Source organism: uncultured Sphingomonas sp. (genome assembly GCF_936927845.1).
Lineage (GTDB): Bacteria > Pseudomonadota > Alphaproteobacteria > Sphingomonadales > Sphingomonadaceae > Sphingomonas.
Genome location: NZ_CAKZHV010000004.1, coordinates 34,618 through 60,696, shown reverse-complemented (window position 1 = coordinate 60,696; position 26,079 = coordinate 34,618). Strand labels below are relative to the sequence as shown.

Sequence of the window (26,079 nt, the reverse complement as noted above, 5' to 3'; positions counted from 1 at the left end):
AATGGTGGTGTTGCTTTGTCGCCGGATGTGGCAACAATGCACATCAAACGCTTAATCGTGAGCTAGCTCGATCGCGGCTGACGCTTTGACAGCGCGTTCAACGTTGCGCTTGACCACGCGGCTACTTTCGCCGACATCGATGTCAACGAGCGTGAAGAACGGACGGCATGCGGCATGATCCGGCGTTTCGTGGACCGGGAAGAACGGCGTTCGCCGCCGCGTCGATGAGCTGCCAGACATGAAGCCGATCACGATCAAGGATGTTGCCGAGCGCGCGGGCGTGTCGCCCAAGACGGTGTCGCGCGTCATCAACGGCGAGGCGCACGTCCGACCCGAGATTCGCGAAAGCGTGACCCGCATCGTCGCGGAAATGAACTACCGTCCCAACGCCTTCGCGCGCGGGCTGTCGAGCTCGCGCTCGTTCCTGGTCGGCTTGTTCTTCGACGATCCCGCATCAGGTTACGCTGCCACGATCCAGCGCGGGGCGTTGGAACAGGCACGCGCCCTTGGACAGCACATCGTGATCGAGCCGATCACGTTCAAACGCTCCGACTGGCGCGAGCGGCTGGTCGACAGCCTGCACGCGCTGCGGCTGGGCGGCGCGATCCTGACCTCCCCGATCTGCGACCGATCGGAACTGCTCGACATCTTCGAAGAGCACGACGTGCCCGTCGTCCGGATCGCGCCGGGTGCCGAGCTCGATCGCACGCCGCAGGTCCGGATGGACGACCGCGACGCCGCGCGGGTGATGACCGAGCATCTGCTGGCGCTCGGTCACCGCGACATCGCTTTCGTGCGCGGCAACCCGACGCACAGCGCGTCCGAGCGGCGCTGGCTCGGCTTCCACGACGCGATGACGGCCGCGGGCCTGGTGCCGCCTGCCGAGCGCGTCGTACAGGGCGACTTCCGCTTCCGGTCGGGCTTCGACGTGGCCGAAGCGCTGTTCGACCGCGGCGCGCGCCCGAGTGCGGTGTTTGCGAGCAACGACGAGATGGCGCTGGGCGTCATGGTCGCGGCGATGAGCCGGCAGATCGCGGTGCCGCGGGCGGTGTCGATCGTCGGCTTCGACGACGCGGAGATCGCGCGCATGGCATGGCCGCAGCTCACCACCATTCGCCAGCCGAACCACGCCATGGGCGCGCAGGCGGTCGACCTGGTGATCCATCAGCAGGGCGCGGGCGTCACGGGTGATCCATGCCGCGTCCTGCCATACGAGCTGGTCATCCGGGGTAGCTCGGCGCCGTGCGCCTTGTCTTGAGAAGCGCCGGCAGCAACGCAGCAGCGAGCGTCAGCGCGGCGAACAGCAGCAGCACCGCGGAGAAATCGCCCGCGCTCGCGATCAGCGCGAGCAGCGGCGCGACAACCTGCGGCAGCGTGTTGGCAAGGTTGAGCAAGCCCAGATTGCGCCCCGGACCCGCGCCGCGCGGCAGCAGCAGCATCGCGTGCCCGGTGTTGAGGGCCTGATAAATGGCAACGCCGCTAGCAAAAGCGATGTAGCTGGCGGCGGCCATGCGCCAGTCGCGAAAGCCGACCATGCCGAGCAGCCCGGCGGCGCCCAGCAACGCGGTGGCCGCGAGAAAGCGTTCGCGGTGGCCGATGCGGTCGGACCAGCGCCCGAGCAGCAGCGCGATCGGAACCGGAACGATGGTAGCCACGAGCAGCAGTTGCGCGACGATCGCGGGTGCGTCGCGAGCATCACCGATCGCGCGCGCGAAGAAAAAAAACAGGCATAGCCCGACGCCGCTGTTGGCGACCTGCACCAGCAACCGCGTTGCCCATGCGACCGCAAGCGCGTGACGCGCGTGCGCCGCTTCCTCGACAGGCACCGTTGCCGGCACGAGCGCGCGCGCCGGGCCGAGCAGCAGTGGTGCCACGCACGCGATCATCAGCGCCGCGACGAGCGCCAGTCGAGCGCCCTCGCTCGCTGAAAGCGAGACCACCAGCGCGGACGCCGCAGCGGCGAGCGGCGCGCCGAGCGTCAGCAATCCGGCGGCGGTGTTCTTCTGCTCGGCGGGCACTTCTTCGGCGATCAGCGCCGATACCTGCGCGAGCAGTGCGTTGACCGCGATCTGAAAGGCGACGATCGCCGCGACGATCGAGCCGGCATGGCGGGCGAACGCGATGGCGGCGAAGGATGCCGCGGTCGCGGTCAACCCGGCGAGCAGCCAGCCGCGCCGCCCGCCGCCGCGCGCCACCGAGCGATCGCCCAGCCAACCAAACCCGATGTTGGCGAACCCCGCCGCCAGTGCGCCGGCGACACTGCACGCGACCAGCAACGGGTAGCGCGTGGCCGGCGCGAATGCCTGGAGCTTGATCGGCAGCAGCAAGGTGAGCAGCGGGGTGTAGCCGATGATCCCGCCGGTCGCGGCAAGCGCATAGCCGAGCAGTGCGGCCGCCGACAGACGCCGCGCCGGCGCCTCAGCGCGCATCGGGCAGGTCGATCGTCGCCGTCGCATTCGGATCGTCACGCAGCACCAGCGTCGCCGCCGTCGCGCGCGGGACGGTGAGCGTTGTGCCAGTAAAGCCGTCGGGCACGTCGGTGCCGCCGACGCTGCGCAGCAGGAACAGGTCGCTGCCCGCGATCGTGCAGGTCGCGCGTGTGCACGTCACCGCCGTCAACCGCGGCAGCCGCACCAATGTGCCGAGCGCGCGCCAGTCGCCTGCTACTTCGCCTTGGACGAGCCGGAAGCGCAGCGCGCCGTGTGCCGACGCCCCGAGCGCGGTCGGATCGAGCGTCGCCACCGCGACGTGGTCGTCCTGCAACCGCACTGGCAACCGCGCACTGGCGTCAGGGGCAGCGACCTCCACGACATCGCCGGCGGCAAAGATCGTGCCGGCGTCGGCGCGCAACGAAAAGGTGACGCGGCTGTCCTGCGCGATCAGCGCGTCGTCTCGCAGCTTGATCGCGACGCTGCGCGGCGCCACCGGCACGCTCGTGCGGCCAAGCAGCGTCGCCGACGGGCGGGGCGGGGCGATCTTCACCGTGACTGCGACGCTGCGCCCGTCATTGAGCGTCGCGCGTGCGGTCGGCGACTGCCCGGCGGTGAAGGCGGCGGCCTCGGCGCTCAACTCCAGCCGGTCGCTCGTCCCCGCACGCGTGAGCGCGCCCGGGCGGAAGATCGTGCCGCCGACGTCCAGGCTCGCGACCTGATCGAGCCGTGCGCCGGTCAGCACGCCGTTCCGGTCGCCGGCGTGAAGCGTGAAGCCGTCGAGCCGGCTCGCCTCGGCATAGGCGCGCAGCCGTAGAAGCTGCGGCGCCGCCACACCGTAGCTGCGGATCGCCAGCGTCAGCGCGCCGGGTTTTACGTCGCTGAGCGGCACCTTAAGGCGCAGCGTGTCGCCCGCGACCTCGAACGGCACCGCGCGTTCCAGCCCGTCGCGTGCGACGCGCACCTCCGCCACGCATGCTGCCGCGCCGCCGGTCAGCGTCAGCGGCGCGTCGCGCCCGACCACCAGCGTCGCCTCACCCGTAGTCCACGTGCCCACACCCGCAGCCACCAGCCGGAACTCGGGGCCATCAAACGGCGTGAAGCCCCAGGCACCGTGCAAGCGACCGGTCATCGACGCGTCCATGACCAACCCGGGTGGGGGGTCGCCCAGCACGAAACCGCCACGCGATGCATCGGCGGTGACCGGCAGCTCGACAATGCCCGCCTGCGTCGTGAGGCGCAGCTGCATGTCACGCGCGTAATCGGTCGAGAAAACGAGCGGCGCGCCGCTGACCGGCAGCACCAGTCCGGATTGCGCGAGGCACAAAGCGTCGCGCGTCCCAGCCTCCAGCGGTGGGCGCGCCGGCGCGGCGACGGTCGGCAGCGCGGCAACCAGCACCGACTGCGGTTTGCGGAACGACGGCACGGTGTTGAGCAGCAGGTCGGTCGCCGCACCGTGCTGCACGTTCAGCGCCGGGATGAACTGCAATTGCGCCGACTGGAACGCGCCCAGCATCCGCGCCAGATCGCGGAACACGCCGATATAGGCGCTGTAATAACCGTAGCCCGCCTGCGGGGTAGCGGCGAGTTGCAGCGCGATGTTGGCGGGTGCGCCCGCCAGCGTCTGCGCGATCGAGCTAGTCTGCGCGTCGGCGAGCACCGCCGCGCTCTGCCCAGGCGTCAGACAGGCGGCGCGCGGGTCCTCGCCCGGTTGCAGACAGGCGGGGTCGAGCTTCACCGCCAGGCTCTTCGCCAGCACGGGCGAGCGCTGCGCGACTTCCTCCGCCGAGCGCTGGCGCAACCGCGCGACGAACGCCTCTAGCCGCGTGCGATCGAGCATCGCCTGGTTGAGGTCCTGCGACGCACGCACGAACGCGCCGGGACGCTGGCGCACCGCCGACTTGACTGCCGAGAATGCGCCGCCCGTGTCGGGGACGAGGAACACAATAGCCTGCTGCGCGCCGGCGGGCACCGCGACGTCGATCACAGCCTCCTTCGGCTTCCACGTCCGTGCCTGCGTCAGCCATTGCTCGGGTGGCGGATTGGTCGCGCCGCGCAGAAAGGCGAGCACCATGCGGTAGTGTGCGCCCTGATCGGCGGGGAGCGCTGCGGATACGCGCAGCCGGTCGCCCGCGGACAGATTGGGCACCTGCGACAAGGGCAGTGTCGCGCCGGCGTGGGTGACGGTGACGTTGAGCGACGGCCCGGTCAGATCGAATGCATTGTTCTGCGCCGCCGCAGGGGCGGCAGGTGCGGCAGCGAGCAGCGCGGCCGCGGACAGGTACGAGCGGAGAAAAGGGGCCACGGTGCCGCTTTACCGCGCACGCGCCGCCGCGCAATCACATGCTGGTCGCCACACCTGCCGCCGCGAACTGTTCCTCCGCCGCGTCGATCGTCGTGCCGCGCGCCAGCGGCATCGCGATCGCGAGCGTGCGATCTTTCAACACCACCGCCTCGAAGCCCTCGCGCCTCGCATCGAGTGCTGACCAGGCGACGCAGAAGTCGTAGGCGAGCCCGACGAACACGCAGCGGGTCACCCCGCGGTCGCGCAGCGCGCCGGCGAGCCCCGTCCGCGTCGCACGATCGTTCTCGAAAAAGGCGGAATAGCTGTCGACCGCGGGATTGCTGCCCTTGCGCACGATCAGGTCGGCGCGCGCGACCGCCTCCGCGACCGCGGGGTGAAAGTCTGCGCCGGGCGTGCCCTGGATGCAATGGTCGGGCCACAGCACCTGCTCGCCGTAGGGCATCGCGATCGTCTCGAACGGCTGCCTGCCCGGATGAGTGCTCGCGAACGACGAATGGCCGGCCGGGTGCCAATCCTGCGTCACGACGACGTGCGCGAAGTCGCGCGCGAGTGCTGAAATCGGCGACATCACGACGTCGCCGTCCATGACCGCCAAACTGCCGCCGGGGCAGAAGTCGACCTGCGGGTCGACGATGACCAGTGCGTCCGTCTTGACGGTCATCGAAAACCGACCACCGCGTGCGGCACGTAGGACGCCTCCAGTCGCGCGATCTCGTTCTCGGTCAGCCCGAGTTCCAGCGCGGCGATCGCGTCGTCCAGATGCGCGGCCTTGGACGCGCCGACGATCGGGGCGGATACCTCGGGCTTGGCGAGCACCCAGGCTAGCGCGACCTGCGCGCGCGGAACGCCGCGTTCGGCGGCGATCCTGGCGACTTCCTCGACGACGCGGCGGTCGGCGTCGGCGGTGTGCACGTAGAGCGTCTGGCCGAATACGTCGGTCTGCGACCGCTCGGTGGTCTCGTCCCAGTCGCGCGTCAGCCGCCCGCGCGCGAGCGGGCTCCACGGGATCACGCCGACGCCTTCCGCCTCGCACAAAGGCAGCATCTCGCGCTCCTCCTCGCGGTAGAGGAGGTTGAGGTAGTTCTGCATCGTCGAAAAGCGCGTCCAGCCGTTCGCCTCGGCGACGTGGAGCATGGTCGCGAACTGCCACGCATACATTGACGACGCGCCGATATAGCGCGCCTTGCCCGCCTTCACGACATCGTGCAGCGCTTCGAGTGTTTCCTCGATCGGCACATCGTAGTCGAAGCGGTGGATCTGATAGAGGTCGACGTAGTCGGTGCCGAGGCGGGCGAGGCTCGCGTCGATCTCGGTCATAATCGCCTTGCGGCTGAGCCCCGCGCCGTTCGGACCCGGGCGCATCCGGCCGTGGACCTTGGTCGCGATCACCACCTCGTCGCGGCGCGTGAACTCCTTCAACGCGCGCCCGACGATCTCCTCAGAGGTGCCGTCGGAATAAACGTTGGCGGTGTCGAAGAAGTTTATCCCTCCTTCGACCGCGCGGCGCAGGATCGGGCGGCTCGCCTCTTCATCCAACGTCCAGGCGTGGTTGCCGCGGTCCGGCACCCCGAAGGTCATGCACCCCAGGCACAATCGCGACACGTCGAGGCCGGTCTGGCCGAGCTTGGTGTAGTCCATGATGCTTCTCGCTTGTGTAAGAATTCAAAGCCGCTCGCGCACGCCGCCAATGATCTGGCGCGCAGTTTCCAGCATCACGCCCGGACCGCCGCGGTCGCCACCCGCAAGCGAGGACAGGAAGCCCTTCGCCTGCTGGAGCGTGACGTGAGGCGGCAGTGGCGCGACATCGGGGTCGGTCTTGACCTCGAGCACCACCGGACGATCGGCGGTGAGTGCGCGGTCCCACGCGTCGCCCAGTCGTGAGGGATCATCGACGTAGATGCCGGTCAGCCCCAGCAGCTCGGCGAACCGCGCGTAGGGGACGTTGGGCAGCGACTGCGACGCGTCGAAGCGCGGATTGCCCTCGTTGATCCGCTGCTCCCAGGTGACCTCGTTCAGATCCTCGTTGTTGAACACGCACACCACCAGCCGCGGGTCGGCCCAGCGCTGCCAGTATTTCTGGATCGTGATCAGTTCGGCCATGTTGTTCATCTGCATCGCGCCGTCGCCCACCAGCGCGACGACCGGCCGGGTCGGATGCGCGAACTTCGCCGCGATTGCATAGGGGACCGCCGCGCCCATCGACGCGAGCCCGCCCGACAGCGAGCCGCGCTGCCCACGCTTCACCTGCCAGTCGCGCGCGTACCAGTTGCAGCACGAGCCCGAGTCCGACGTGACGATCGCGTCATCGGGCAGTCGCGGCGACATATCGTACACCACGCGTTGCGGGTTGACCGGCTTGGCGTCCGCCATCGCGCGGCCCTTGAGCGTGTCGCGCCACTGCTCAATGTTCGACACGATGCCCTGCTGCCAGTCGCGGTCGGTCTTGTGATCGAGGAGCGGCAACAGCGCGCGCAGCGTGTCGGCTGCGTCGCCGTGCAGGTTGACGTCGACCGGGTAGCGCAGGCCGAGCATCTCGGGTGCGAGGTCGATCTGCACCGCGCGCGCCTTCCCGTCGGGCGGCAGGAACTCGGCCCAGGGGAAGCCGGTGCCGATCATCAGCAATGTGTCGCAGCCCTGGATCATGTCCGATGACGGCTGCGTGCCGAGCAGGCCGACCGCGCCGGTGACGAAGCGCAGATCGTCGGGCAGCACGTCCTTGCCGAGCAACGCCTTCGCGACGCCCGCGCCGAGCTTCTCGGCCGCCAGCTCGACCTCGGCCGCGGCCCCGCGCGCGCCCGCGCCGATCAGAATCGCGACCTTCTGCCCTTCGTTCAGGATCGCCGCCGCGCGTGCCAGATCGGCGTCGTGAGGCACGACGCGCGGCGGCGAGTAGCCGGTGCCCGAGCGGGTGAAGCCGTGTGCCTGTTTCGGCTCCTCATACGGCATATCCTGCACGTCCTTGGGCAGGATCACCACACCGACCCCGCACCGGGCCGTCGCCACGCGGATCGCGCGGTCGGTGACGTGGCGGACCTGCGCGGGGGCGCCGACCTCCTGCACGTAATCCGCCACATCGGCGAACATGCGGTCGAGGTTCAGCTCCTGCTGATAGCTGGCACCACGCACCGTCACCTCGGCCTGTCCCGCGATCGCGAGGACGGGAACGTGGTCGCTTTTCGCGTCGTACAGCCCGGTGATCAGGTGCGTCGCACCCGGCCCGCCGGTCGACAGGCACACGCCCAATTCGCCGGTGAACTTGGCATGCGCGCTCGCCATGAACGCGGCCATCTCCTCGTGGCGGACCTGGATGAACTCGATCGCGTCGGGGCTGCCCTTGTCGCGTTGCAGCGCGCCGAGCACGCCGTTGATGCCGTCGCCCGAGTAACCGTAGATGCGCGTGACGCCCCACGCCTTTAGCCGCTCGACGAAGAAGTCGCTGGTCTGCCGCGCCATGCCGAAATCCGATTCACTGTTGGTGCAGCCCCAACGTGCGGCGCGGCGACTGGTTCGCTCAGGCGGGGAAGTAAGCGAACCACTTGCCCTGGCGCGCCACCGTCTCGTCCGGCGGCGATGCGGGCGACGCGAGCGCCGCCGGCGCGCGCGTCACGGCTTCATGGTCGCGGCATCGAGCGTCGCGCTCGACACCATCGTGCGGTCGGTCGCGTCGCGCGCGAGGGCGACGCGGTAGGTACCCGCGCGCACGCGCCAGCCCGGCAGTTTGGTGTCATAGTCGGCGATGACGCGCGGCTCCGCGGTCAGCGTCACGCGCCGCGTCTCGCCGGGTTTGAGCATCACGCGGGTGAAGCCCGCCAGCCGCATCGGTTGGTTCGCGCCATCACGCGCCACGTACATCTGCGGCACGTCGGCGCCCGCGGTGCGGCCGGTGTTGACGACGTCGAACGTGATCGACAGCCGCTTGCCGCCGCTCACCACCGGATTGCGATACGCGAAGCTGGTGTAGCTGAGCCCGTGGCCGAACGGGAACAGCGGCTTCATCGCCTTCTTCTCGTACCAGCGATAGCCGACGTCCGAGCCCTCGACATATTCGACCGGGAAGCTCGGCAGGACGAGGTTGGCGGCGCGCGCCGGATCGGCCGCGGCCTGCGCCTCGAGCGAGCTCAGCCGGTCGAGCCCGACCGGGGCGGGGCGCACGGGCTGTGCGGCGGAGGCGGGGAAGGTGATCGGCAGGCGGCCCGACGGGTTGACGCGCCCGGTCAGCACGCTCGCGATCGCCTCGCCCCCCCGCTGTCCCGGATACCAGGCCTGCACGACCGCGGGCACCTGATCGAGCCACGGCATCAGCACCGGACCGCCCGTCTCCATCACGGCGACGGTCTTCGGCTGCACCTTGGCGACCATTGCGATCAGCGCGTCCTGATTGTCGGGCAGCCGCAGGTCGGCGACGTCCTGCGCCTCGGTCGTCCACTGCGTCGCGAAGAAGATCGCCATGTCGGCGTTCTTCGCCGCCTCCAGCGTCGCGTTCAGGTTGCGCCCGTCGACGTAGCTGATCTGCGCGCCGGGCAGTGCCTTGCGCAGCGCGTTGAGCGGGGAGGAGGCGTGATAAGTGATGCGCGCGAACGACGAGGCGCCGCCGCTCGACAACGGAATCTCGACCGGTGCGCCGCCGACCGAGCGGACCTGGCTCGACCCGCCGCCCGACAGGACGCCCACGTCGGCCGAGCCGCCGATCAGCACAATGCGGCGCGCGGTGCGCGCCAGCGGCAGCAGGTTGCCCTCGTTCTTCAACAGCACGATGCCCGCCTCCGCCGCGCGCTGCGCGATCTCGGCATTGGCGGCATAGGGCGGCGTCTGCGCGGCGGAGGCGACGGGCGCATCATATGCGCCGCTCTCGATCAGGCCGGTCAGGTAGCGCACCACCATATCGTCGAGCCGCTGCGTCGACACCTGGCCCGCCTGCACCGCCTGGCGCAGCGGCGCGTCGAAGAAGATTTGCTTATCGAGTTCCTGTCCCGATTCCTGGTCGAGCCCGGCGTTCGCCGCCTTGACGGTCGAGTGAACCGCGCCCCAATCGCTCATCACCCAGCCGCGATAGCCCCAGTCGCGCTTCAGCACGCGGTTGAGCAGGAAGTCGTTCTCGCACGCCCAATCGCCGTTGACCTTGTTGTAGGCGCACATGACCGAGGCGGGGTTGCCGCGCTCGATTGCGAGTTCGAACGCGAGCAGGTCGCTTTCGCGGAGCGCCTGCTCACCGATCCGCGCGTCGGCGACGGTGCGGCCGGTTTCCTGCGAATTGAGTGCGAAATGCTTGATGGTGGAGGCAATGCGGTTCGACTGCACGCCCGCAATATGCGCGCCCGCCAGTTCGCCCGCGAGCAGCGGATCCTCGCCCAGATACTCGAAGTTGCGCCCGTTCCACGGATCGCGCGTCAGGTTGACGCCGCCTGCCAGCAGCACGTTGAAGCGCTTGGCGCGCGCCTCGCTGCCGATCATCGCGCCGCCCGCGCGCGCGATCTCGGGGTCGAAGCTCGACGCGGTGGCGAGGCCGGAGGGAAGCGCGGTCGCGACGTCACCTTTGCGCTGCTCGACCTGATTGGCGACGCCGAGCGACGCGTCGCTCTCGCGCACCAGCGGCACGCCCAGGCGGGGTATGCCGTCGATATGGCCGGCGGAGGGGATCAGCTCGTTGGCAGACTTGCCGGCTGCCATTGGCGGGAACAGCCCGTGCACGAGCGCGATCTTCTCGTCCACGGTCATGCGCGCGACGATCGCTTGCGCGCGCGCGCGCGCCGCGGCACCGTCGATGCGCGGTGCGGGCATCGTCGCCGGGCGCGCGCCTGAGCGGGTGGCGGTGCGCTGCGCAACGGCAGTGCCAGCCCCCGTCAGTGCCAGCAATGATGCGCCGATCAGCGCGGCGTGCGACGTTTTCATCCTCTTGCCCCTTCGTGAACCGCGCGATCGCTGCCCGGCCGTGTTCGCCCGCACACACCATAAGAACCGCTGCCGCTCAAGGCATTGCCAGTCGTAGTCGTCGTTTTGCACGCGCACCGCGGGAGCAGACTTCGGATGCGTGCGTTCTGCTTACGTAACGAGGGGAGTGTGGCGTGCGGGTGATCTGGGGACATGTGCCGGCGATGGCGTTGCTGCTGGCGGGATGCAGCGTCGATGTGGCGCCCGACAATCAAGCAACGAGCACGAACGCGAGCGAGCCGGCGGGCCCCGCGCAGTGGAGCAATGACACGCGCGCGCAATTACGCGACGCGATCAACGCCCGCGCCGTTCACGGCCTCGATCAGATGTCGTTCGCAAGCGACGCGAGCGACGAGGCCGGCTTCACCAAGCAGGCGCTCGCCTATGCGTCCGCACTGGCACGCGGCGCGACCGATCCGACCAAATTGTACGACGTTTATACCGTGCCGCGCCCTAACCCGGATTTGCGCGCGGGTCTCGCCAACGCCCTGCGCGCGAACGACGTGAAGGGCTGGCTCGCCAGCCTCGCACCCGCGGACGACAATTACCAGCGGCTGTCGAAAGCCTATATCGCGTTGCGCAAGGCGCCGGCTGCGCCTGTCGCCGGCATCCCGGTGACGGGCGATGCGATCAAGCCGGGTGCGACCGACGCGCGCATCCCCACGATCGCGCGCCAGCTCGTCATCCTCGACTATCTCGATCAGGGCGCCGCGCAGGGCCAGCGATATACGCCGGCGATGGTCAAGGCGGTGCAGGGGATGCAGGCCGATTACGGCATGAAGCCAGACGGCGTGATCGGCGGCGAGGCGCTCGCGATCCTCAACATGTCCGACGTCGACCGCGCGCGCGCGGTCGCGATCGCGATGGAACGGCTGCGCTGGCTCGAACGGACGCCGCCCGCGACGCGGATCGACGTCAATCTTGCCGCGGCGCGGCTGACCTATTGGCGCGACGGCAAGATCGCCGACAGCCGCAAGGTCGTGGTGGGCGAACCCGACCGCGAGACCCCGCAGCTCGGTTCACCGATCTACCGCCTCGTCGCCAACCCGACCTGGACCATCCCGCGCTCGATCGAGGGCGAGACGGCAGCAAAGGGGGCAGCCTACCTCAAGGCCAACAACATCGCGCGCAAGGACGGCTGGCTGGTGCAGCAGCCAGGGCCGAAGAACTCGCTCGGCCTCGTCAAGTTCGACATGCTGAACGACCACGCGATCTACCTGCACGACACGCCCGCCAAGCAATTGTTCGCGATGATCCAACGTCAGCGCAGCCACGGCTGCGTTCGCGTAGATGACGCGCTCGGGTTCGCCGAAATCCTGGCGCGCGACGAAGGTGTGACCGACCAGTGGCACCAGGCACGCGGCACCGGCAAGGAAACCTTCGTCAAGCTGCCCAAGCAGATCCCGGTGCGGATGCTCTACCAGACGGTGCTGTTCGACGACACCGGCGAGCCGATTGTGCGCAACGATCCGTACGGCTGGGACGACCGCGTTGGCGAGGCGCTGGGGTTCAAGGCGGGCAAGGCATTGCGTGTGGAGACGCATGCGAGCGACGAGGGCCCGTGATTGAACCGGCCGCCGATCTGGCTCGATCTATGCGGTGATTCGCGTGTGTTCGGCGCCCGACAGAATTTCGCGTGCAGGGCGGCCTATCAGATACCCTTGTACCTGGTCGCAGCCCCAGCGCCGCAGCCGAGCTAACTGCGCGTCTGTCTCCACGCCCTCTGCGACGATCGTCAGCTTCAGGCTTTTGCCCAGTCCGATGATCGCGCGCACGATCGAGGCGGAGGGCGGGTGATCGCCCATTGCGGCGATGAAGCTGCGGTCGATCTTGATCTTGTTGAACGCGAAATCCTTGAGGTTGCTCAAGGACGAGTGACCGGTGCCGAAATCGTCCATCACCACGCGTGCGCCATCGGCCTGTAATGCTTTCAGCGTCGCGAGCACCTCGTCCCGCTGGTAACCGAGCAACGTCGCGCTCTCGGTCACTTCCAATTCCAGCCGCGTCAATGCAACGCCGTGTGCCTGCGCGGCACGGCGCAGGTCGTCGGCCAGACCACCGGTGCGGAACTGCAGCGGCGACAGGTTGATCGCGAGCGACAGCGTGTCGGGCCAACTCGCCGCCGCGGCCAGCGCATGGTCGATGACCCAGGCGCCGATCGGCGCGATCAGCCCGGACGATTCGGCGATGGGGATGAACGTGTCGGGTCCGATCTCACCCAACACCGGGTGTCGCCAGCGCAGCAATGCTTCGTGCCCCGTGACGCGCAAGCTGCCGGCGTCGGCGATGGGTTGAAAGACCAGATACAATTGATCGGTCGCGATCGCCTGCTCCAAGTCGCGTGCGAGCCGTAGGCGCAGGCTTTCCTCTTCGCGCAGATGCTTGTTGAAGAAGCGCGCGGTGTGGCGCCCATCGGCCTTCGCGCGGTAAAGCGCCAGGTCGGCGAGCTCGTACAATTCGTCGCCGCGCTGTCCCGGCTCCGACAAGGCGACGCCCGCGCTCAGGCGGATCGCGGGCGCATCATCGCCGCTGTCGGCGCGATCAGCCTCTTTGTAGATGCGCGACAGCAGTGCCTCGGCAGCGGCGGGCTGCGCTTGTGCCACCTGCACGATCGCGAACTCGTCGCCGCCCATGCGCGCGACCAGATCGTCGTTGCGCGCGCAGCGAGACAGCAGCTCACCCGCTCGCTTCAATGCCCGGTCGCCGCCGGCGTGACCGTAACGATCGTTGATCGCCTTGAACCCGTCCAGGTCAACCACGATGACCGCGATCGTGTCGCCCGTGCGCGCGCTGCGCGTCAGTTCGTGCGCGAGCCGGTTCTCGAACAACAGTCGGTTGGCAAGCCCGGTCAGCATGTCGTGGTGTGCCAGGAAATCGGCGCGACGTTCGGCGACACGGCGGCTCTCGACGGCGCCGCGATACTCGGTAAGCCCGCGCGCCAGGTCGCCCAGTTCGTCACCGCGCACGGTCCCCGGAACGTCGGCATCGTCACCGCCCGCGCCGAAATCACGCAGTCGTTGGGCGATGAGCGTGATCGGTTTCAGCAGACGCTGGCGCAACCACGTCGACATGGCGCTGATGATCAGCAGGATAACGAAGCCGCCAATCAGGACCTGCAGGATGCTGTGCCGGCTTTCCCGCCCGTTGCGCTCGGCGGCCTGCATGATTGCGAGCGTCAGCGCTTCGCGGGTACGCGCACGGCTTGCCTCAAGCTCGCGCAACGATGCAACGAAGCTGGGCATCGTGCGCCCGATCATCCTTGGCCGCGTTCGCGCGACCGTCAGCACGTGGATCGACAGCGCGGCGAAGCGATCCGATAGGTCGCGCGTATGCGCGATCAGCTCGGTTTCGCGCTCGCTATCGTGATCGGGAAAGGTGACGGGCAATGCGGCGAACGCGCGCGCCTGTGCGAGCAGCGCGGCCCAGCGCGCGTCAGGGATCGCGGCGCCGCGCTCGGCGGCGCGGGTCGTATCGCCGATGTTCAGCCGCAGGTGGCGCTGTGCGCGGTCGTGCCGGTCCTGACTATGCAGTGCCTCGCTCAACGAAACGATACGCTGATCGGCGTCATGGACCTTTTCGCTGACCGCTAGGCCCGCCAGCAACAGTGCAATCCCCAGCACAACGACGGTTGTGCAGGCGATTGACACGCGGGCGGCAATCGATAATCGCACCAGCTCCTCCTCGAAGAGCCCGTGTAACCACAAAGCCTTACGCGAACGTTATAGGCCTGACGCGACCGTTAGCACGTGCGCCTGCCGCTGGACATTGGCGGTCAGTCGCCGAGCAGCGAGGATTTGCGCGGAATATGCTCTTCGTTCGGTTGCCCCTTGTCGAGCGTGTCATTGGGACGGCGCGCGTCGCCCTCACGCTGGTGCTCGGTGGACAGATTTGGGCCCTCGGTCTCAGTCGTCGGCTTCACCGGATCGTCGTTCATCGCGAAACTCCTCTGCTCGCCGATCAACGACGGCGTGTCCGCGGACGTTCCGGGGATTGCGAAGCGGCGCATGTCGCCGTAGACGCGCCTTTCCCAAGTCGCCGATGCGACGGGCGCTTAGCTCAGCTGGTAGAGCGGCTCGTTTACACCGAGTAGGTCGGCGGTTCGAACCCGTCAGCGCCCACCATAAAAACAATCGTTTAGCAGCATTTCCCGAGTGGTTCGGTGGTTCAGTTGAACCAGCACGAGCCGCAACAGGTCCAATAGGCGGGCAGGAGCTGTGTTGATCACATCCGAATATGCGCTGATCGAGCGGGCCGTCGACTTTACGATGCAGCATGCTGACGAAGCGGAGGCGAGAGCGGTTGAGAACCTGCAAACTGGAGCAGCGAATCGCGACATCAATGCGCTTCGCATGGTCAGCATGCAGCGATCGATCGTTGCAATAGGCGCGATCCAGGCGTTTGAGGGGGTGCTTCAACAGCACAAGGGTTGGGGTGACACGTTCGGGAAACTGGATCGCCACTTGCGCGCGACCGGCTACGACGAGCTTGCCGATCGGTTTGTGGATTACCGCGATGCAATTAACGTACTGAAGCACGGCCACGGCAGAAGCTACGAGCGCCTGCTCGCAAAGCGTGCCGCGTTGCCGTTCACCGTCAAGGATCGCGGTCAGCCATTCTTCGATGAAGGCGACGTGTCTGAAGGCCTCCGCCTGGTTGACGCTAATCGCGACTTCGTGTGCCAGTGCTCTGCCATCATAAAGGAGATCGCGGCGGTGCTCTGATCGGAGCACCGCTGGATTAGAAGTCGAGCGCGGCGCTTGCGTCGCGCATGAAGCTGGGGCTGTAGCGGGCGTAGGTGCGCTCGGTGACGCGGGTCGACGTGTGACCGAGGTATTGCGCGATCTTCTGCATGGGCACGTCGGCTTCGGCCATCCACACGCCGGCCGAGTGGCGGAAGACGTGCGGCGAGCAAGGTATGCCGACGCGCTCGCCGGCGCGGGTGATCGCCTTGCGCACGCTCTTGATCTGCTCGCCGGCGTACTCGATCACATAGTCCGTCAACGCACCCTTCTTCGCCTCCTCGAGCGCGGCGCGTGCGCGGGTGTTGAGCGGCACGACGGTGCGGCGCTTGTTGGTCTGGTGGCGCCCGGCGGGGCGGAAATCGACAGTGCCGCGGTCGAGGTCGACGCGATCCCAGGTGAGATCGAGGATGGCCGTCATGCGCGCGCCGGTCGTGGCAGCGAGGATGACGTAGAGGCGGACGTGAGGTGTCTCGACGGCGTCGAGCAGCTTCGCCAGCTCGGCGCGTGTCAGGTAGCGGTCGCGCGGTGCGCTTTCAGGTGGGAGCCACAGGCCGGGCGCAGCATCGCCGTAGCGATGGCGCAGGCAAGCGCGCAGGAATTCCAGCTCGGTCTTAACTGTGCTGTTCGTCCGCTTCGCCGCGATCCGCGCCTTGTGGTACTCCCGGCAATCGTCGCGCGTGATTGCGCGGCCGAGGCGGTGACCAAAGTGGGGACCGAGCACCTTCCATAGACCCGCGAACCGCTCGCCTCGCGCCACCACCTTCTTCCGATCGGCGACATACGCGGTCCACAAATCCTCTACCCGTTCGGAAGCGGGCTTGTGTCGCTGCTGCCAGATGTCACGAGCGCGAGCCTCGGCAAGGCCTCGGTCATTCGTGCCAAGCGAGATGCGAACGCGTCCTCGTTCGGCGTCGGTGTAGATGAGGGCGAGGGACTGTCGGTATAAGGCGATCCGGTATTCTGACATTCGAACCTCTCGACCGCATCGGCCGGGATGCGAATCAGTTTGCCAAGGCGGAAGCCTTCGATCTCGCCCGCCTTATACATCCTGCGGACCTTGTCGGGGCTGCAACCCCAGCGCTCGCCGAGGCTCTCCGGTGTGAAAGGGCGAGCGGTGGTCACGCGTGCTCCTGAAACTTTCCGGTCTCGTTGCCCCATACGTCCCAGCCGTCGCGCTGCTGGCGCGCGAAAAGCTCGGCGCGGGGACCGGCGTAGAGCTGCTCGAGATCGGCGTGGAGCTGGTCGGGCTTGCGGCTGTGTTCGCGCACCGGTGCCGCGACCAGGTTGCGGATCGAGCGCGACAGCACGCGAGGCTTGCCGATCGTGCCGACGAGGTAGAACTCGGCCGCGGAGCGGAAGACGTAGCCGGTGCCGAACGCCCAGCGACCGCCGGTCTTCGACTGTTTCGCCCAGGCGCCGGCCGATTTGAAGGTGAAGCCCCATGCGCGCATCAGCTCAATCGCGCGGTCGAGCAGCGGCGCGGTCGCCCACATGATCAGCGCGCAGTCGGCCGCTGCGAGGCGAGCAACCGGCAGCGTGGCGAGCTGTTCAATCGACATGCAGGCGTAATGCGCGACGGGGTTCTTGACCTCGCCTTTCACCGACCGGTTGAGGAAGCGCCACGGCGGATCGGCGAGGATGACACCATACCTGCCCGGCTGCAGCGCGCCGAAGGGCCAGTCGGCCGCGGGCGTGAGCGGTGGCGCGGGAACGACACGCGTCGGGCGAGTCCGCGCGCCAAGCGGCGAACCGTCGAACAGCTCGTGATTGCGCGCTGCCTCAATTCGCCGGCGCGACAGCGTCTCGCGCAGGTTGGCGATGTGCGTGTCGCGATCGTAGGCGAGGTGGCAGCGCTGGCACATGGCGCGCAAGTTGTCGTCGGCGCAGTGCTCGGGCGTGTCATCCAGGTGCGCGACGGTCAGCACCACCTTGCTGCCGGTCACGCTGTGCGGCTCGCCATTACGCTCGCTGCAGCGGCCGGCATGATCGTGACCGCACTCGCCCTGGCACTCGCACTGGTCGCCCGCGCGCTCCTTGCGAATGCGCAGCGAGATCGCCGACCAGTCGTGCGGGTAGCGGGCACGGTTCTCGGGCTTGATCGGCACTATTCGCACAGCCCGTATTGGCTCGAGCATGCGTGGCGCTGCTCGGCCGGCGCAATCTCGTCCAGGTGGTTGAGCAGATCGAAGTTGCGCCCGCCGCGGCTGGTCTTCGACCATTCGACCGCACGGTGGATCGTCGCGCGGATCTTGCCGTGCTCGTCGGGTGGCACCTTATCGGTCGGGAGGAACGACGACACGAACTCGTCACGTTCGCCAAGCGCCACCGATGTGTTGGCGTGACGCGCTACGTTGCCGCAGATCACCTCCCACTCGGCGATCCGCTCGATCGTGGCTGGGAAGCGCAGCGCAGTCTGCCGCACCTCTTCCTTTTGCGCCATGATGCAGAAGCACCCGACTCGGCCCATCCCCATGAGGTAGAGCGGGTTCGGCTTTAGACCGTGCCGCTTGGCAATCGCGAACACCTCGCGGACGTGCCAGCCGTGGATCGGGCGGTAGATGACCGCCGGCGCGCGCCAGCTGCAGCGATTGATCTCGATAGTCGGCTTGGCGGCGCGGGCGGCGCTTTCGTCCGCGCGCTCGCCAACCCACTCGACCACCGGCGTACCCGCCATACGGATCGGCGTCTTCACCATGTCCATCGGATCGAGCTTCAGCTCTGTCGTGCAGAAGCGCGATTTAGTGCCGGGAAAACGACCATGCAGCATCGCCATGTCGAGGAACGGGTTTCCGGTCGGCTGCATCAATTCGACCGCGCGCGCGATTAGGTGATCAGGCACAGGCGGCGATACCTTGATCGGGCAGTCGCACTCCTCGCGCACAAGCGCCTTCTCGGCGTAGGCGAGATCCTCGCAGGCCGCACGGCACTCGGCCGTGTGTTGTTTGCGGCGCAGCTCCTTCGGCCAGTCGCGCGCAATGGCGGTGCGACGGGCGGCGAACTGGCCGGAAAAGTCGGCGCGAACCGTCTCGATCGTGATCCCGAGTGTTCGCGCCAGATATTCGACGTGCTCGAGCGTGACATCGTGCTCGTTGCCGGTGTCGGCGAACAGGAACCGCGGTGTGAAGCCGGTCCGCTCGGCGCGTTCCACCGCGAGGCACGCGGTCGCGGTGCTATCCTTGCCGCCGCTGATGCTGACGAAGTGCTGCGCCCGAGCGCGCCCAGCGTGCTGCGACTTCGTGCTTTTGGGTAGAATAGCTGTCCCGTTCATGCTGCGTTGCTCCGAAGGGCGTAGCGGACGCGGCAGCCGCGGCGCTGGGTCAGGTAGGCCAGCTCGGCGAGGCGATCGGCTTCGCGGTCGGTGAGCTGGCGTCGGCGGGAGAGCGCGTCGAGGCGATCCATCTCGATCTCACGCGCGCGAGCGGGTGCGACGTAGGCCATCACCGGCGGTCCTGGACGCTGCCGAACAGCTGCATGAGGACGAACGGCACGGCGATGATGGTGATGACGATCGTGAGGAGGATCTTCGCCCAGGTGCGCCAGCGGGGCGCGGCGGTGGTGGCATCGGTCATGCGGCTTCGGCTCCTTGGAGGGACAGTTGACGATCGGGGGCAGGTGGGGCGGTCCGCTGCGCGTCCGCCTCGAGCGCGCCGGCCGGCAGCGCCGGCAGGTCGACGGGCAGGGCGGCGAGCGAGGGGACGTGCACGTCGGCGGTGAGCAGCACGCGCGCGGTCGGGTAATCGGCTTCGTGGTGGATCAGCGCGTCGATCGCGTCGGCGAGGCCGAGGAGCTCGGCGTCACCTGGTGCCGCGTCGACGTTGGCGCGCGCGGCGCGGGCGAACGCCTGCAGCGTTTTGATGCGCTCGTAATCCCACGCGCCGCCCAGATCGCCCGCCCACAAGTCGAAGGGCGCCCGGCCGGTGCGCAGCGTGGTCGCCCAGCCGCGCGCGATGGCGCGGGTGATGCGCATGGCGTCGATCGACTGCTCTTTCGTGATCGTGCCGGCCTCGAACGCGGCGATGCACTGGACAGCGCGCGCGGCGTGGAGGTGGCGCGAGACGACATGCAGCGTGGCGAGGTCGGCGAAGAAGCGGGCGGCGCCGGGCATCAGATCATGCCCAGCGATTGCATGTAGACCTCGAGCACCGCGGTCTCTTCCTGGTACTGCTCCTTTGCCTTGAGCCGGATCTTGCGAATGGCGTTCAGCGCCGCGGCATCGAACCCGCGCGAGCGTGCCTCGGCTTCGACATCCTTGATGTCATCGCTGATGCCCTTGCGCTCTTCGTGCAGACGTTCCAGCCGCTCGAGCAGCAGCTTCATCTGCTCGGCCGCGCTCTCGCCGTTGGTCTTGATCGGATCGGGCACCCGCCGCGCCTTCTTCGCGCCCTTGACGGGCTTGGGCACGAAGGGGGTCGGCACGTGGCGCAGCTCGCCGTCGGGGCCGCGCGCGACGCGCATGGTCATCGTGTTCATGGCAGCACCGAGGGGATCGCCGGCACCGACAGGTGCAGCGCGTGGACGGCGCAGGCGGCGACGATGACGACGCAGGCCGCGGCGTAGACGCGCTCGGCGAGCCAGCGCGCGGGGGTGGCGGGGCGGCGCATTACGCGGCGATCCGCTGCGAGCGGCGTGCGGTGCGGCACACACGGCAGCGACCGGCGGTTACGGGCACGGCATCGTCAGCGACGCCGCACGAGCCGCACAGCGTCGGGTGGCGTTCGGCGGGCTCGGTCGCGAGCTGGTTGTAGACGTCGACGTCGATCGGCAGCGCGACGGCGAGTAGCGCGAGGTTGTCGGGATTGATGATGCGGACGCCTGGGCGCTCGATCAGGTCGACCCAGGCGCGCACGGCGCCGGCTGGCGTGATGCGGCGACGGGTCTTGATCAGGCGCGAGAGGCTGGCGGCGAGCTGCGCGCGTGACAGACCGGCCGCGCGCCGGCGCAGCTCGAGATAGTGCCACGGCGTCATCGGTGTGGGCAGGGCAGGCGAATGGGCGTGCGTCATGGTCACGATTCCTTTCAGCGGGGGGCGGGGACGTGGTCGGGATTGCGGAAGACCCAGCACTTGACCGTCCCGCCGAGGCGGCTGTTGACGGGCTTCACGTCCTGGAACTTCCGGCGCTTGCTGCCCTTCAGAGCCTTCTTCAGCTCGATGATGGTGCAGGGCATTTGGAGCCGCATGTCGGCGCACTTGCGCTCGAACTCGACCATGTTGATCGCGTGCACTTCCGTCGTGCGGCTGTGATCCATGCGGATCTGCGATTGATCGCTCTCGAGTGAGACGAAATAGTCGAAGCGCTCCCAGAACCACTCGACGTTCGGGTGATCGCTCTCGACCGAGCGTTGCCGTTCCTCGAGCATGGTCAGGATGAAGCGGTGCGTGGCGTCGACCTGGTCAGCGTGCAGATTGCCGATCACGAGCTGCATGGCGTCGAGCATCGCGGCGAGCTGCGCGTGATTCTTCGCGAGGCGCTGGTTGCGGATGCCGGGATGCTTGAGCATCCGCGCCTCGTGCCGCTTGAAGGCGTCGAAATAGGCGGCGAGGATCTTCTCCTCGGCGCGCGCAAGGTGGACGATCAGACCGGAGAGGTCTTCCATGTCCATGCGCGACAGCTGCTCGCCGGCGAGCTTGCCGGCCTGCGAGAACAGCGTCTTGTCGAAGTGGATCGCCATGATGCGTTCGCGCAGCGCGGGCGAGGCGTCGACCTCGGCATTTTGCGCGATGACGATCGCGCCGCGGAAAGGCGGCTCGAACGTTTCCATGCCACCGTTGGCAATGGCGCGGGTGCGGACGGCGCGACCGTTGTAGGCGGTCTTCAGCTCGTCCCATTCGAACCGCTTGCCGTGCGGAACGTCCTGATTACGATCACCTTCGATCAGCACGACCGGCAGGTTGCCGACCTGCCCGAGCGTGCGCGCGATGCCGGCGTTGGTCGCCTTGGTCGGGTCGAAGCCCTCGTAATTGGCGCGACCGTAGGTCTTCCACAGGAACTCGAGCAGCGTGGTTTTGCCGGTGCCGGGGAGTCCGGTCATTTCGAGAAAGCCGAGGCTGTCCTGCTTGCGCCGGATCTGATCGGCGAACAGCGCCAGGCACCAGAACGCGGTGGTCGCCAGCCCCTTGGCACCGTAGGCAGTCCATAGCGGCGCGATCCAGTCGAGGTTCGGCTTCTCGGCGTCGTAGTTGATGCGCAACAGGCGATCGGTGGTGCGCAGCTTCACCGACTGCTTGCCGAGCACGAAATACTCTTCGTCGTTCGGCTCGTGTACGCGACCCTTGTGCACCGCGAGGTCGCCGAACACGTAGGCGCCATGCTCGATCGAATAGCCGGTGTGCGGGATCGCCTCGACCATGCGGATGCTCGCCCACTGGCGCTGCATCAGCTTGTCGATCTGGTATTGTGAGCCGGTCCACTGCGCACCGGGCGCGATCGAGGCGAGACGCTTCTTGAACTCGCCGTTGGTCGAGCAGGCCGAACCGCTGAAGGTCGCCTTCACGGTCGCGCGATCGGACGGGAAGTCGACGCGGAGGAAGTAGTTCCCCTCCTCGAGGTTCGGGTCGCGCTGAAAATAGAGCGTGCGGAACACGCAGTTCGCCAGCTCCTCGATCGACACCGCCGCGGCAGCCGCGCGTTTCCACTGCTCCTCGAACGGCATGTCTTTCAATTCGGCGTGTTCGGGGTGGTCGCTCTCGAGCCACTCCTGCAGCTGCGCGTTGATCTTCTCGTGCGAGAAGTCGGCCCAGAACTGGCGACCGCCGAAGGTGAGAGGGAAATGGGCGAACCGCTCGCGCTCGTAGATCAGCTGCGCCTTGTCGCCGGCGGTCGGCGCGATCGTGACCTCGCCGTTCCACAGGTAGAGGTCGAGATCTTCGGCGGTGAGCTTCTCGGACTGGTGCAGGTCGTTCCAGTCGTGCTTCTCGCCTTCACCATCGGGGCGCACCTGCGCGGCACCGACCGCGAAGCCGGCATCACGCGACCGCTTCACGAACTCCCGCGTCCAGCGGATGCCGGCTGGGCCGACGTCGAACGCGAAGGTGAGCTTGGGCGCGGAGCGGTTGTCGGCAGCAGCGACGCGGCGCAGCTCGGCGAGGGCGTGCTCGGGATAATTGTTGCACGACATGAGGCTGACCGCGATCAGCCCGCGATCCTTGAACGCGGCCGACTGGTTGAGCGCGATCGCGTCGAAGATGCCCTCGACCAGCCACAGGCCCGACGCCTGCGCGAGCGCCGCCATGTCGTGCCCCGGCATCGACCACCACTGACCGTAGTATTTGGCGCCGTAGGAGAAGCGGGCCTTCTTCTTGCCGAAGCGGGCGGGCTGATCGATCAGCCGTTCCCAATAGGTGCCGGGTGCGCCGGGGAGCGGGAAGCGCACGGTGGCGGTGCTGATATTCAGCTCGCGATCGGCGTAGCTCTCCTGCGTGTACGCGCCGCGCAGCCCGGCGAGATCGAAGCCGCGACCGTGCGCGAGGTAGGCGTCGGCCGCGGCGTTGGGCTGCGCCGGCGTGCTGACGTGCCGCTTCGACCAGTCATCGAAGATCTCGGGGTAGAGCGTCTTGACCGCGAAGGTCTGCCCGCAGCGGTTCTCGCGTCCGCAGCGGAGCACGTAAGGCTTGTCCGCGGAGGTGTAGAGCTCCTTCTTGTCGCACGCGGGGCACTTGCCTTGCCGCAGGTAGCGGCCCTGCTCCTTCAGCCCGTAATCGGCCTTCAGCTTGGCAGTGACTTCGCGGAGGATCTCGGGCTGCAAGGTGGCGATCTCTTCGGGCAAGCGGGTGGCGTTCCCGAAAGCAGGGTGCTTTCAGGCGGGGAGGGCAGTGCGGGAGTGCGCGGCCGAGGCCGCGGCGTGGTCAGCCGGTCATGGGTTCGGTGCCGTCGATCGGCGCGGTGACCGCGGCGGGCAGCACGTCATCGTTGGCCGGCACGCGGGTGTCATCGTTGGCCGGCTTCGACCGCCACTGACCCATCGGCAGCTTGATCGCGGGGTTCGGCATCATGCTGGGTTGGACGGTGCGGAAAATCCCGAGCTGACCGACGAAGGTGTGACCACAATCGGCGTTGCTGCAGCGGAACCGGATCTCGCGCGTGAGAAGGTCGATTTCGACCGAGTCATAGGCGACCGCGCGCGTCAGGCAGTGCGGGCAGGCGATGGCAGGTATTCGTGCAGGATAGTTTCGCTTCTTCGTCATTGGGCTCCCCCCGGCGCCTGCCCCCCGGTGGGCAGGAGTTGGTCTACGACGCGCATGACCTGACCGATGACGCCCCGCGCCTGTCCGATCTCACGATACGCACGTCGAATCTGTTGAAGTGTCGCGCCCGGCTGGGTCAGCGGCAGGATCGCGGCGACGGCGTCGGCGTGTTCCGTCACCAGCTCGCCGAGGAGCGCGAACAGCAGCCTGCGGCAGCCCGCGGCCTCGCTCGCCATATCATCGAGCAGCAGCTCGTGCATCTCGTGCATCGGCGCGCCGACCCCGTCGTGCTCGCGATAGATTGCGTCAATTTGTACCGACTGCTGGACGTTTGGCAGGCGAGGATCTTCGTTGTTGGACCAACGGCTGATGTAGCTCTCCGACACGCCGAGCTTGCTGGCGAGCACGGACTTTCCGCCGACTTGATCGATGACGCGGAGGATCGCCTTGCCGAAGGTGTCGGGTTCGCGCTCGATCGTCATGCGTCACTCGAGTATAAATCGTGCTGCTTATTGGACGCGACGGCGTGCCGCCCCATGCCGCAGACGTGCGGCATGGACAGGCTGTCAGGAGCGCGCCCCATGCTGGCAAGAGCGGATGCTGCATCGTGAGGGATAGTGTCGAGCGGCCAATTGGCCGACTGGCGGAACCACGAGGCGAACCGTTCGAGGTTCGCTACCGTAAACGTCTTTCCCTCGCGCAGACGCGTGAAGAACGCACCATTGTTGACGACGATTGTCGCGACTCGAGCGAGCGACTTCCCGCCGTGGCGAGACACTTCGCCCTCATAAGAGGCTGCGATCGTTCGCAATGCGTTCTCAAATGCTGCGTCCATGCCGCGTTAGTGCGGCATATATTACGCGCTTGTCAACGGCTTTTATTACGCTCGCGCGCACTTCTGCCGTGCTGCATATGTGCCGCACTATGACAGGCGCCCCTGAAATCCTAAGAGAGCGACTGGCAGCCAAGCTCGTAGAGCTGAATGTCACGGCTCGTGAAATTTCGATGGCGGCTGCGGGGCAACCTGACGCGGTGAGGCACATCATCAAGCGCGGCGTAATGCCGGGGGCGCTTCGCCTCGACGCTATCGCTACCGAGCTAGGCACGACCGCTGATTGGCTGCTTGGTCGAGAGAATGCGATCGAGCGCACGATCAAGCCGGAGGCCGAGGACGCGATCAAGCCCGAGGTCTTCCGTCGCCTGCCGAAAGATTTACCAATCTACGGTAGCGCGCTTGCTGCCGATCTCGAATTCGGCGACGAAACGGGGGTGATCGTCCGCGTGGAGCAGACCGAGGTGCACATGGTGGAACCGATCGACCGCATGGCGCGGCCGATCGGGGTGACCGGGCGCCCGGACCTTTACGTGATTGAGGTGGCGGGTCACTCGATGGAGCCGCGGCACGACTCGGGGCGACGCCTGCTGGTCGACCCGCGCCGATCGCCGGGGGTGGGCGATGACGTGGTCGTCCAGCTGCGCGGGCCGACGTTCGACGGCGAGGAAGTGACGCACGTGCTGATCAAGCAGTTGGTGCGGCGCCGGCCGGGTGGGTGGCTGCTGCGGCAGTACAATCCCGACACGATCTTTGCGGTGCCAAACGCGCAGGTGTCGGCGGTGCACCGTGTGATGCCTTGGGACGAGGCGTTGGGGTTCTGAGACTGCGGCTTGATCGAGCCGATCCGGGGGGAATACAGATGGGAACTCTTGCACCGATTATCGGCTCATTGGGGCTGTTGACGCTGATCGTCGGCGGGTTGATGTTTCTGCCGCTCCGCGCCCTCAAGTCGCGAAGGCCGCTGGCGAAGAAGCTGGCGATCGGGGGTGGGGTGGCGTTCATCATCGGGGTAATCTTCACGCCGACACCGCCTGCCTCGACCAAGTCGCCCGCCAGCGTCGCGACACAGGAGCCAGGTGCCAGCGCATCATCGACCCCGTCGCCGAGCCCGACCGCTTCCGACGTTGCGAGCGCCGCGGCGAAGGATGAATTTATCCAGCGCTATCGCCAGATGCTGGCCGCGGCGAAGGTGTGCGACGAAGCGTCCGAGACTCTCGGCAAGGCCGCTAACAGCGGCAGTCAGCTGGCGACCTACCAAGCGGCGCAGGGCGGACGGGACGCCTGCCGCGCTGCGGCCGGGACGATCGGCGAGTTGGATGCGCCGGAGGATCTGCCGGACGCTGGTGAAGCCGCCTTCGACAAGGCGAAGGACACTTGCCGGAACGCGTACATCTATCGTCAACTCGGGATGGAGAAGGCGATGCAAGCCGCGGATGGCGACGCACGTCCATCCGTCGTCAGTGAAATGCAGGAGAATATGAAGACCGGGCAGGCGGGCACCCTGCTGTGCGTGGCGCAATGGTTCGACGCTGCGGGTAAGTCGGGGATCGATGTAAAGGCGCTGGATTGATCGGTGATGCAGGCCGATTGTAGGGCGAACCGGTGCGCCAATAGTAGAGGTCTGAGGTATTATGTCAGCCGCTAATCACGACACAAAA

At 67.5% G+C, this 26,079-nt stretch carries 27 protein-coding genes and 1 tRNA gene; 6 read left to right on the top strand and 22 right to left on the bottom strand.

Going from position 1 to position 26,079, the window contains the following annotated elements:
* Window positions 1-51: 51 nt before the first annotated feature.
* Window positions 52-258 carry a hypothetical protein gene (locus Q0579_RS01555; protein WP_298808441.1) on the bottom strand — a complete coding sequence of 69 codons (207 nt, stop codon included), beginning with the start codon at window positions 256-258 and terminating at the stop codon, window positions 52-54.
* Here Q0579_RS01555 and Q0579_RS01550 point away from each other — a divergent pair.
* Window positions 239-1,258, top strand: coding sequence for a LacI family DNA-binding transcriptional regulator (locus Q0579_RS01550; RefSeq protein ID WP_298808438.1), 1,020 nt, complete (start codon window positions 239-241; stop codon window positions 1,256-1,258). The two genes, Q0579_RS01555 and Q0579_RS01550, sit on opposite strands and share 20 nt — an antisense overlap.
* Here Q0579_RS01550 and Q0579_RS01545 read toward each other — a convergent pair.
* The 6 genes from Q0579_RS01545 to Q0579_RS01520 form a co-directional block, all read right to left on the bottom strand.
* On the bottom strand, window positions 1,221-2,429 hold the full coding sequence (locus tag Q0579_RS01545) for an MFS transporter (protein WP_298808435.1): 1,209 nt from the start codon (window positions 2,427-2,429) through the stop codon (window positions 1,221-1,223). The two genes, Q0579_RS01550 and Q0579_RS01545, sit on opposite strands and share 38 nt — an antisense overlap.
* Window positions 2,419-4,734: a hypothetical protein gene (locus tag Q0579_RS01540; RefSeq protein WP_298808433.1), complete on the bottom strand. Its 2,316-nt coding sequence runs from the start codon at window positions 4,732-4,734 to the stop codon at window positions 2,419-2,421. The genes Q0579_RS01545 and Q0579_RS01540 overlap by 11 nt, the downstream gene beginning before the upstream one ends.
* Window positions 4,735-4,768: 34 nt before the next feature.
* A complete protein-coding gene (locus tag Q0579_RS01535; protein WP_298808431.1) occupies window positions 4,769-5,395 on the bottom strand; it encodes a nicotinamidase in 627 nt (208 codons plus the stop codon).
* Window positions 5,392-6,372 (bottom strand): aldo/keto reductase, encoded by a 981-nt coding sequence (locus Q0579_RS01530; RefSeq protein WP_298808429.1) that lies wholly within the window; start codon window positions 6,370-6,372, stop codon window positions 5,392-5,394. The genes Q0579_RS01535 and Q0579_RS01530 overlap by 4 nt, the downstream gene beginning before the upstream one ends.
* A 24-nt stretch (window positions 6,373-6,396) precedes the next feature.
* Complete coding sequence (locus Q0579_RS01525; RefSeq protein WP_298808425.1) at window positions 6,397-8,187, bottom strand: thiamine pyrophosphate-requiring protein; 1,791 nt, start codon at window positions 8,185-8,187, stop codon at window positions 6,397-6,399.
* Between the two features lie 150 nt (window positions 8,188-8,337).
* Window positions 8,338-10,623, bottom strand: coding sequence for a beta-glucosidase (locus tag Q0579_RS01520; protein ID WP_298808423.1), 2,286 nt, complete (start codon window positions 10,621-10,623; stop codon window positions 8,338-8,340).
* A gap of 173 nt (window positions 10,624-10,796) precedes the next feature.
* On the opposite strand from Q0579_RS01520, the gene Q0579_RS01515 reads away from it, so the two are divergent.
* On the top strand, window positions 10,797-12,227 hold the full coding sequence (locus Q0579_RS01515; protein ID WP_298808420.1) for a L,D-transpeptidase family protein: 1,431 nt from the start codon (window positions 10,797-10,799) through the stop codon (window positions 12,225-12,227).
* A gap of 27 nt (window positions 12,228-12,254) precedes the next feature.
* Here the strand turns inward: Q0579_RS01515 and Q0579_RS01510 are convergent, their stop codons facing one another.
* Window positions 12,255-14,333 (bottom strand): GGDEF domain-containing phosphodiesterase, encoded by a 2,079-nt coding sequence (locus Q0579_RS01510; RefSeq protein WP_298808417.1) that lies wholly within the window; start codon window positions 14,331-14,333, stop codon window positions 12,255-12,257.
* 101 nt (window positions 14,334-14,434) lie between these two features.
* Entirely contained in the window at window positions 14,435-14,596 is a 162-nt protein-coding gene (locus Q0579_RS01505; RefSeq protein ID WP_298808414.1) for a hypothetical protein, read from the bottom strand.
* A gap of 111 nt (window positions 14,597-14,707) precedes the next feature.
* Here Q0579_RS01505 and Q0579_RS01500 point away from each other — a divergent pair.
* Window positions 14,708-14,783: transfer RNA gene (locus tag Q0579_RS01500), tRNA-Val, on the top strand.
* A gap of 96 nt (window positions 14,784-14,879) precedes the next feature.
* On the top strand, window positions 14,880-15,383 hold the full coding sequence (locus Q0579_RS01495) for a hypothetical protein (RefSeq protein ID WP_298808413.1): 504 nt from the start codon (window positions 14,880-14,882) through the stop codon (window positions 15,381-15,383).
* A 16-nt stretch (window positions 15,384-15,399) separates the two neighbouring features.
* On the opposite strand, the gene Q0579_RS01490 is transcribed toward Q0579_RS01495, so the two are convergent.
* The 13 genes from Q0579_RS01490 to Q0579_RS01430 form a co-directional block, all read right to left on the bottom strand.
* Window positions 15,400-16,197, bottom strand: coding sequence for a site-specific integrase (locus tag Q0579_RS01490; protein ID WP_298808412.1), 798 nt, complete (start codon window positions 16,195-16,197; stop codon window positions 15,400-15,402).
* Between the two features lie 325 nt (window positions 16,198-16,522).
* Window positions 16,523-17,509, bottom strand: coding sequence for an MT-A70 family methyltransferase (locus Q0579_RS01485; RefSeq protein ID WP_298808410.1), 987 nt, complete (start codon window positions 17,507-17,509; stop codon window positions 16,523-16,525).
* Window positions 17,509-18,672, bottom strand: coding sequence for a phosphoadenosine phosphosulfate reductase family protein (locus tag Q0579_RS01480; RefSeq protein WP_298808408.1), 1,164 nt, complete (start codon window positions 18,670-18,672; stop codon window positions 17,509-17,511). Before Q0579_RS01480 ends, Q0579_RS01485 begins: the two co-directional genes overlap by 1 nt.
* Window positions 18,669-18,842 carry a hypothetical protein gene (locus Q0579_RS01475; RefSeq protein ID WP_298808407.1) on the bottom strand — a complete coding sequence of 58 codons (174 nt, stop codon included), beginning with the start codon at window positions 18,840-18,842 and terminating at the stop codon, window positions 18,669-18,671. The genes Q0579_RS01480 and Q0579_RS01475 overlap by 4 nt, the downstream gene beginning before the upstream one ends.
* Window positions 18,842-18,973 carry a hypothetical protein gene (locus Q0579_RS01470; RefSeq protein ID WP_298808404.1) on the bottom strand — a complete coding sequence of 44 codons (132 nt, stop codon included), beginning with the start codon at window positions 18,971-18,973 and terminating at the stop codon, window positions 18,842-18,844. The genes Q0579_RS01475 and Q0579_RS01470 overlap by 1 nt, the downstream gene beginning before the upstream one ends.
* On the bottom strand, window positions 18,970-19,509 hold the full coding sequence (locus tag Q0579_RS01465; RefSeq protein ID WP_298808403.1) for a hypothetical protein: 540 nt from the start codon (window positions 19,507-19,509) through the stop codon (window positions 18,970-18,972). The genes Q0579_RS01470 and Q0579_RS01465 overlap by 4 nt, the downstream gene beginning before the upstream one ends.
* On the bottom strand, window positions 19,509-19,859 hold the full coding sequence (locus Q0579_RS18225) for a GapR family DNA-binding domain-containing protein (RefSeq protein ID WP_366522244.1): 351 nt from the start codon (window positions 19,857-19,859) through the stop codon (window positions 19,509-19,511). Before Q0579_RS18225 ends, Q0579_RS01465 begins: the two co-directional genes overlap by 1 nt.
* Window positions 19,860-19,870: 11 nt before the next feature.
* Complete coding sequence (locus tag Q0579_RS01455; RefSeq protein ID WP_298808402.1) at window positions 19,871-20,005, bottom strand: hypothetical protein; 135 nt, start codon at window positions 20,003-20,005, stop codon at window positions 19,871-19,873.
* Window positions 20,005-20,406: a hypothetical protein gene (locus Q0579_RS01450; RefSeq protein ID WP_298808399.1), complete on the bottom strand. Its 402-nt coding sequence runs from the start codon at window positions 20,404-20,406 to the stop codon at window positions 20,005-20,007. The genes Q0579_RS01455 and Q0579_RS01450 overlap by 1 nt, the downstream gene beginning before the upstream one ends.
* Window positions 20,407-20,420: 14 nt before the next feature.
* The gene (locus Q0579_RS01445) at window positions 20,421-23,168 is read right to left on the bottom strand and encodes a toprim domain-containing protein (RefSeq protein WP_298808397.1); all 2,748 of its coding nucleotides are present in this window, start codon (window positions 23,166-23,168) and stop codon (window positions 20,421-20,423) included.
* Between the two features lie 79 nt (window positions 23,169-23,247).
* The gene (locus Q0579_RS01440) at window positions 23,248-23,586 is read right to left on the bottom strand and encodes an ogr/Delta-like zinc finger family protein (protein ID WP_298808395.1); all 339 of its coding nucleotides are present in this window, start codon (window positions 23,584-23,586) and stop codon (window positions 23,248-23,250) included.
* Window positions 23,583-24,068 (bottom strand): hypothetical protein, encoded by a 486-nt coding sequence (locus Q0579_RS01435; RefSeq protein WP_298808393.1) that lies wholly within the window; start codon window positions 24,066-24,068, stop codon window positions 23,583-23,585. Before Q0579_RS01435 ends, Q0579_RS01440 begins: the two co-directional genes overlap by 4 nt.
* Window positions 24,065-24,421 (bottom strand): hypothetical protein, encoded by a 357-nt coding sequence (locus tag Q0579_RS01430; RefSeq protein WP_298808391.1) that lies wholly within the window; start codon window positions 24,419-24,421, stop codon window positions 24,065-24,067. Before Q0579_RS01430 ends, Q0579_RS01435 begins: the two co-directional genes overlap by 4 nt.
* Between Q0579_RS01430 and Q0579_RS01425 the strand changes: the two genes are divergently transcribed.
* Both Q0579_RS01425 and Q0579_RS01420 read left to right on the top strand, forming a co-directional pair.
* A complete protein-coding gene (locus Q0579_RS01425; protein WP_298808390.1) occupies window positions 24,409-25,242 on the top strand; it encodes a S24 family peptidase in 834 nt (277 codons plus the stop codon). The two genes, Q0579_RS01430 and Q0579_RS01425, sit on opposite strands and share 13 nt — an antisense overlap.
* 77 nt (window positions 25,243-25,319) lie before the next feature.
* A complete protein-coding gene (locus tag Q0579_RS01420) occupies window positions 25,320-25,991 on the top strand; it encodes a hypothetical protein (RefSeq protein WP_298808388.1) in 672 nt (223 codons plus the stop codon).
* Window positions 25,992-26,079 lie beyond the last annotated feature (88 nt).

What these genes read in the sequence shown, in the direction of transcription:
- Q0579_RS01535 (WP_298808431.1), bottom strand. Translation starts at nt 5,395, where the DNA reads ATGACCGTCAAGACGGACGCACTGGTCATCGTCGACCCGCAGGTCGAC.
- Q0579_RS01430 (WP_298808391.1), bottom strand. Translation starts at nt 24,421, where the DNA reads ATGGACGCAGCATTTGAGAACGCATTGCGAACGATCGCAGCCTCTTAT.
- Q0579_RS01425 (WP_298808390.1), top strand. Translation starts at nt 24,409, where the DNA reads ATGCTGCGTCCATGCCGCGTTAGTGCGGCATATATTACGCGCTTGTCA.
- Q0579_RS01550 (WP_298808438.1), top strand. Translation starts at nt 239, where the DNA reads ATGAAGCCGATCACGATCAAGGATGTTGCCGAGCGCGCGGGCGTGTCG.
- Q0579_RS01525 (WP_298808425.1), bottom strand. Translation starts at nt 8,187, where the DNA reads ATGGCGCGGCAGACCAGCGACTTCTTCGTCGAGCGGCTAAAGGCGTGG.
- Q0579_RS01455 (WP_298808402.1), bottom strand. Translation starts at nt 20,005, where the DNA reads ATGCGCCGCCCCGCCACCCCCGCGCGCTGGCTCGCCGAGCGCGTCTAC.
- Q0579_RS01440 (WP_298808395.1), bottom strand. Translation starts at nt 23,586, where the DNA reads ATGACGAAGAAGCGAAACTATCCTGCACGAATACCTGCCATCGCCTGC.
- Q0579_RS01505 (WP_298808414.1), bottom strand. Translation starts at nt 14,596, where the DNA reads ATGAACGACGATCCGGTGAAGCCGACGACTGAGACCGAGGGCCCAAAT.
- Q0579_RS01470 (WP_298808404.1), bottom strand. Translation starts at nt 18,973, where the DNA reads ATGACCGATGCCACCACCGCCGCGCCCCGCTGGCGCACCTGGGCGAAG.
- Q0579_RS01530 (WP_298808429.1), bottom strand. Translation starts at nt 6,372, where the DNA reads ATGGACTACACCAAGCTCGGCCAGACCGGCCTCGACGTGTCGCGATTG.
- Q0579_RS01520 (WP_298808423.1), bottom strand. Translation starts at nt 10,623, where the DNA reads ATGAAAACGTCGCACGCCGCGCTGATCGGCGCATCATTGCTGGCACTG.
- Q0579_RS01480 (WP_298808408.1), bottom strand. Translation starts at nt 18,672, where the DNA reads ATGAACGGGACAGCTATTCTACCCAAAAGCACGAAGTCGCAGCACGCT.
- Q0579_RS01545 (WP_298808435.1), bottom strand. Translation starts at nt 2,429, where the DNA reads ATGCGCGCTGAGGCGCCGGCGCGGCGTCTGTCGGCGGCCGCACTGCTC.
- Q0579_RS01475 (WP_298808407.1), bottom strand. Translation starts at nt 18,842, where the DNA reads ATGGCCTACGTCGCACCCGCTCGCGCGCGTGAGATCGAGATGGATCGC.
- Q0579_RS01435 (WP_298808393.1), bottom strand. Translation starts at nt 24,068, where the DNA reads ATGACGATCGAGCGCGAACCCGACACCTTCGGCAAGGCGATCCTCCGC.
- Q0579_RS01465 (WP_298808403.1), bottom strand. Translation starts at nt 19,509, where the DNA reads ATGCCCGGCGCCGCCCGCTTCTTCGCCGACCTCGCCACGCTGCATGTC.
- Q0579_RS01450 (WP_298808399.1), bottom strand. Translation starts at nt 20,406, where the DNA reads ATGACGCACGCCCATTCGCCTGCCCTGCCCACACCGATGACGCCGTGG.
- Q0579_RS18225 (WP_366522244.1), bottom strand. Translation starts at nt 19,859, where the DNA reads ATGCGCGTCGCGCGCGGCCCCGACGGCGAGCTGCGCCACGTGCCGACC.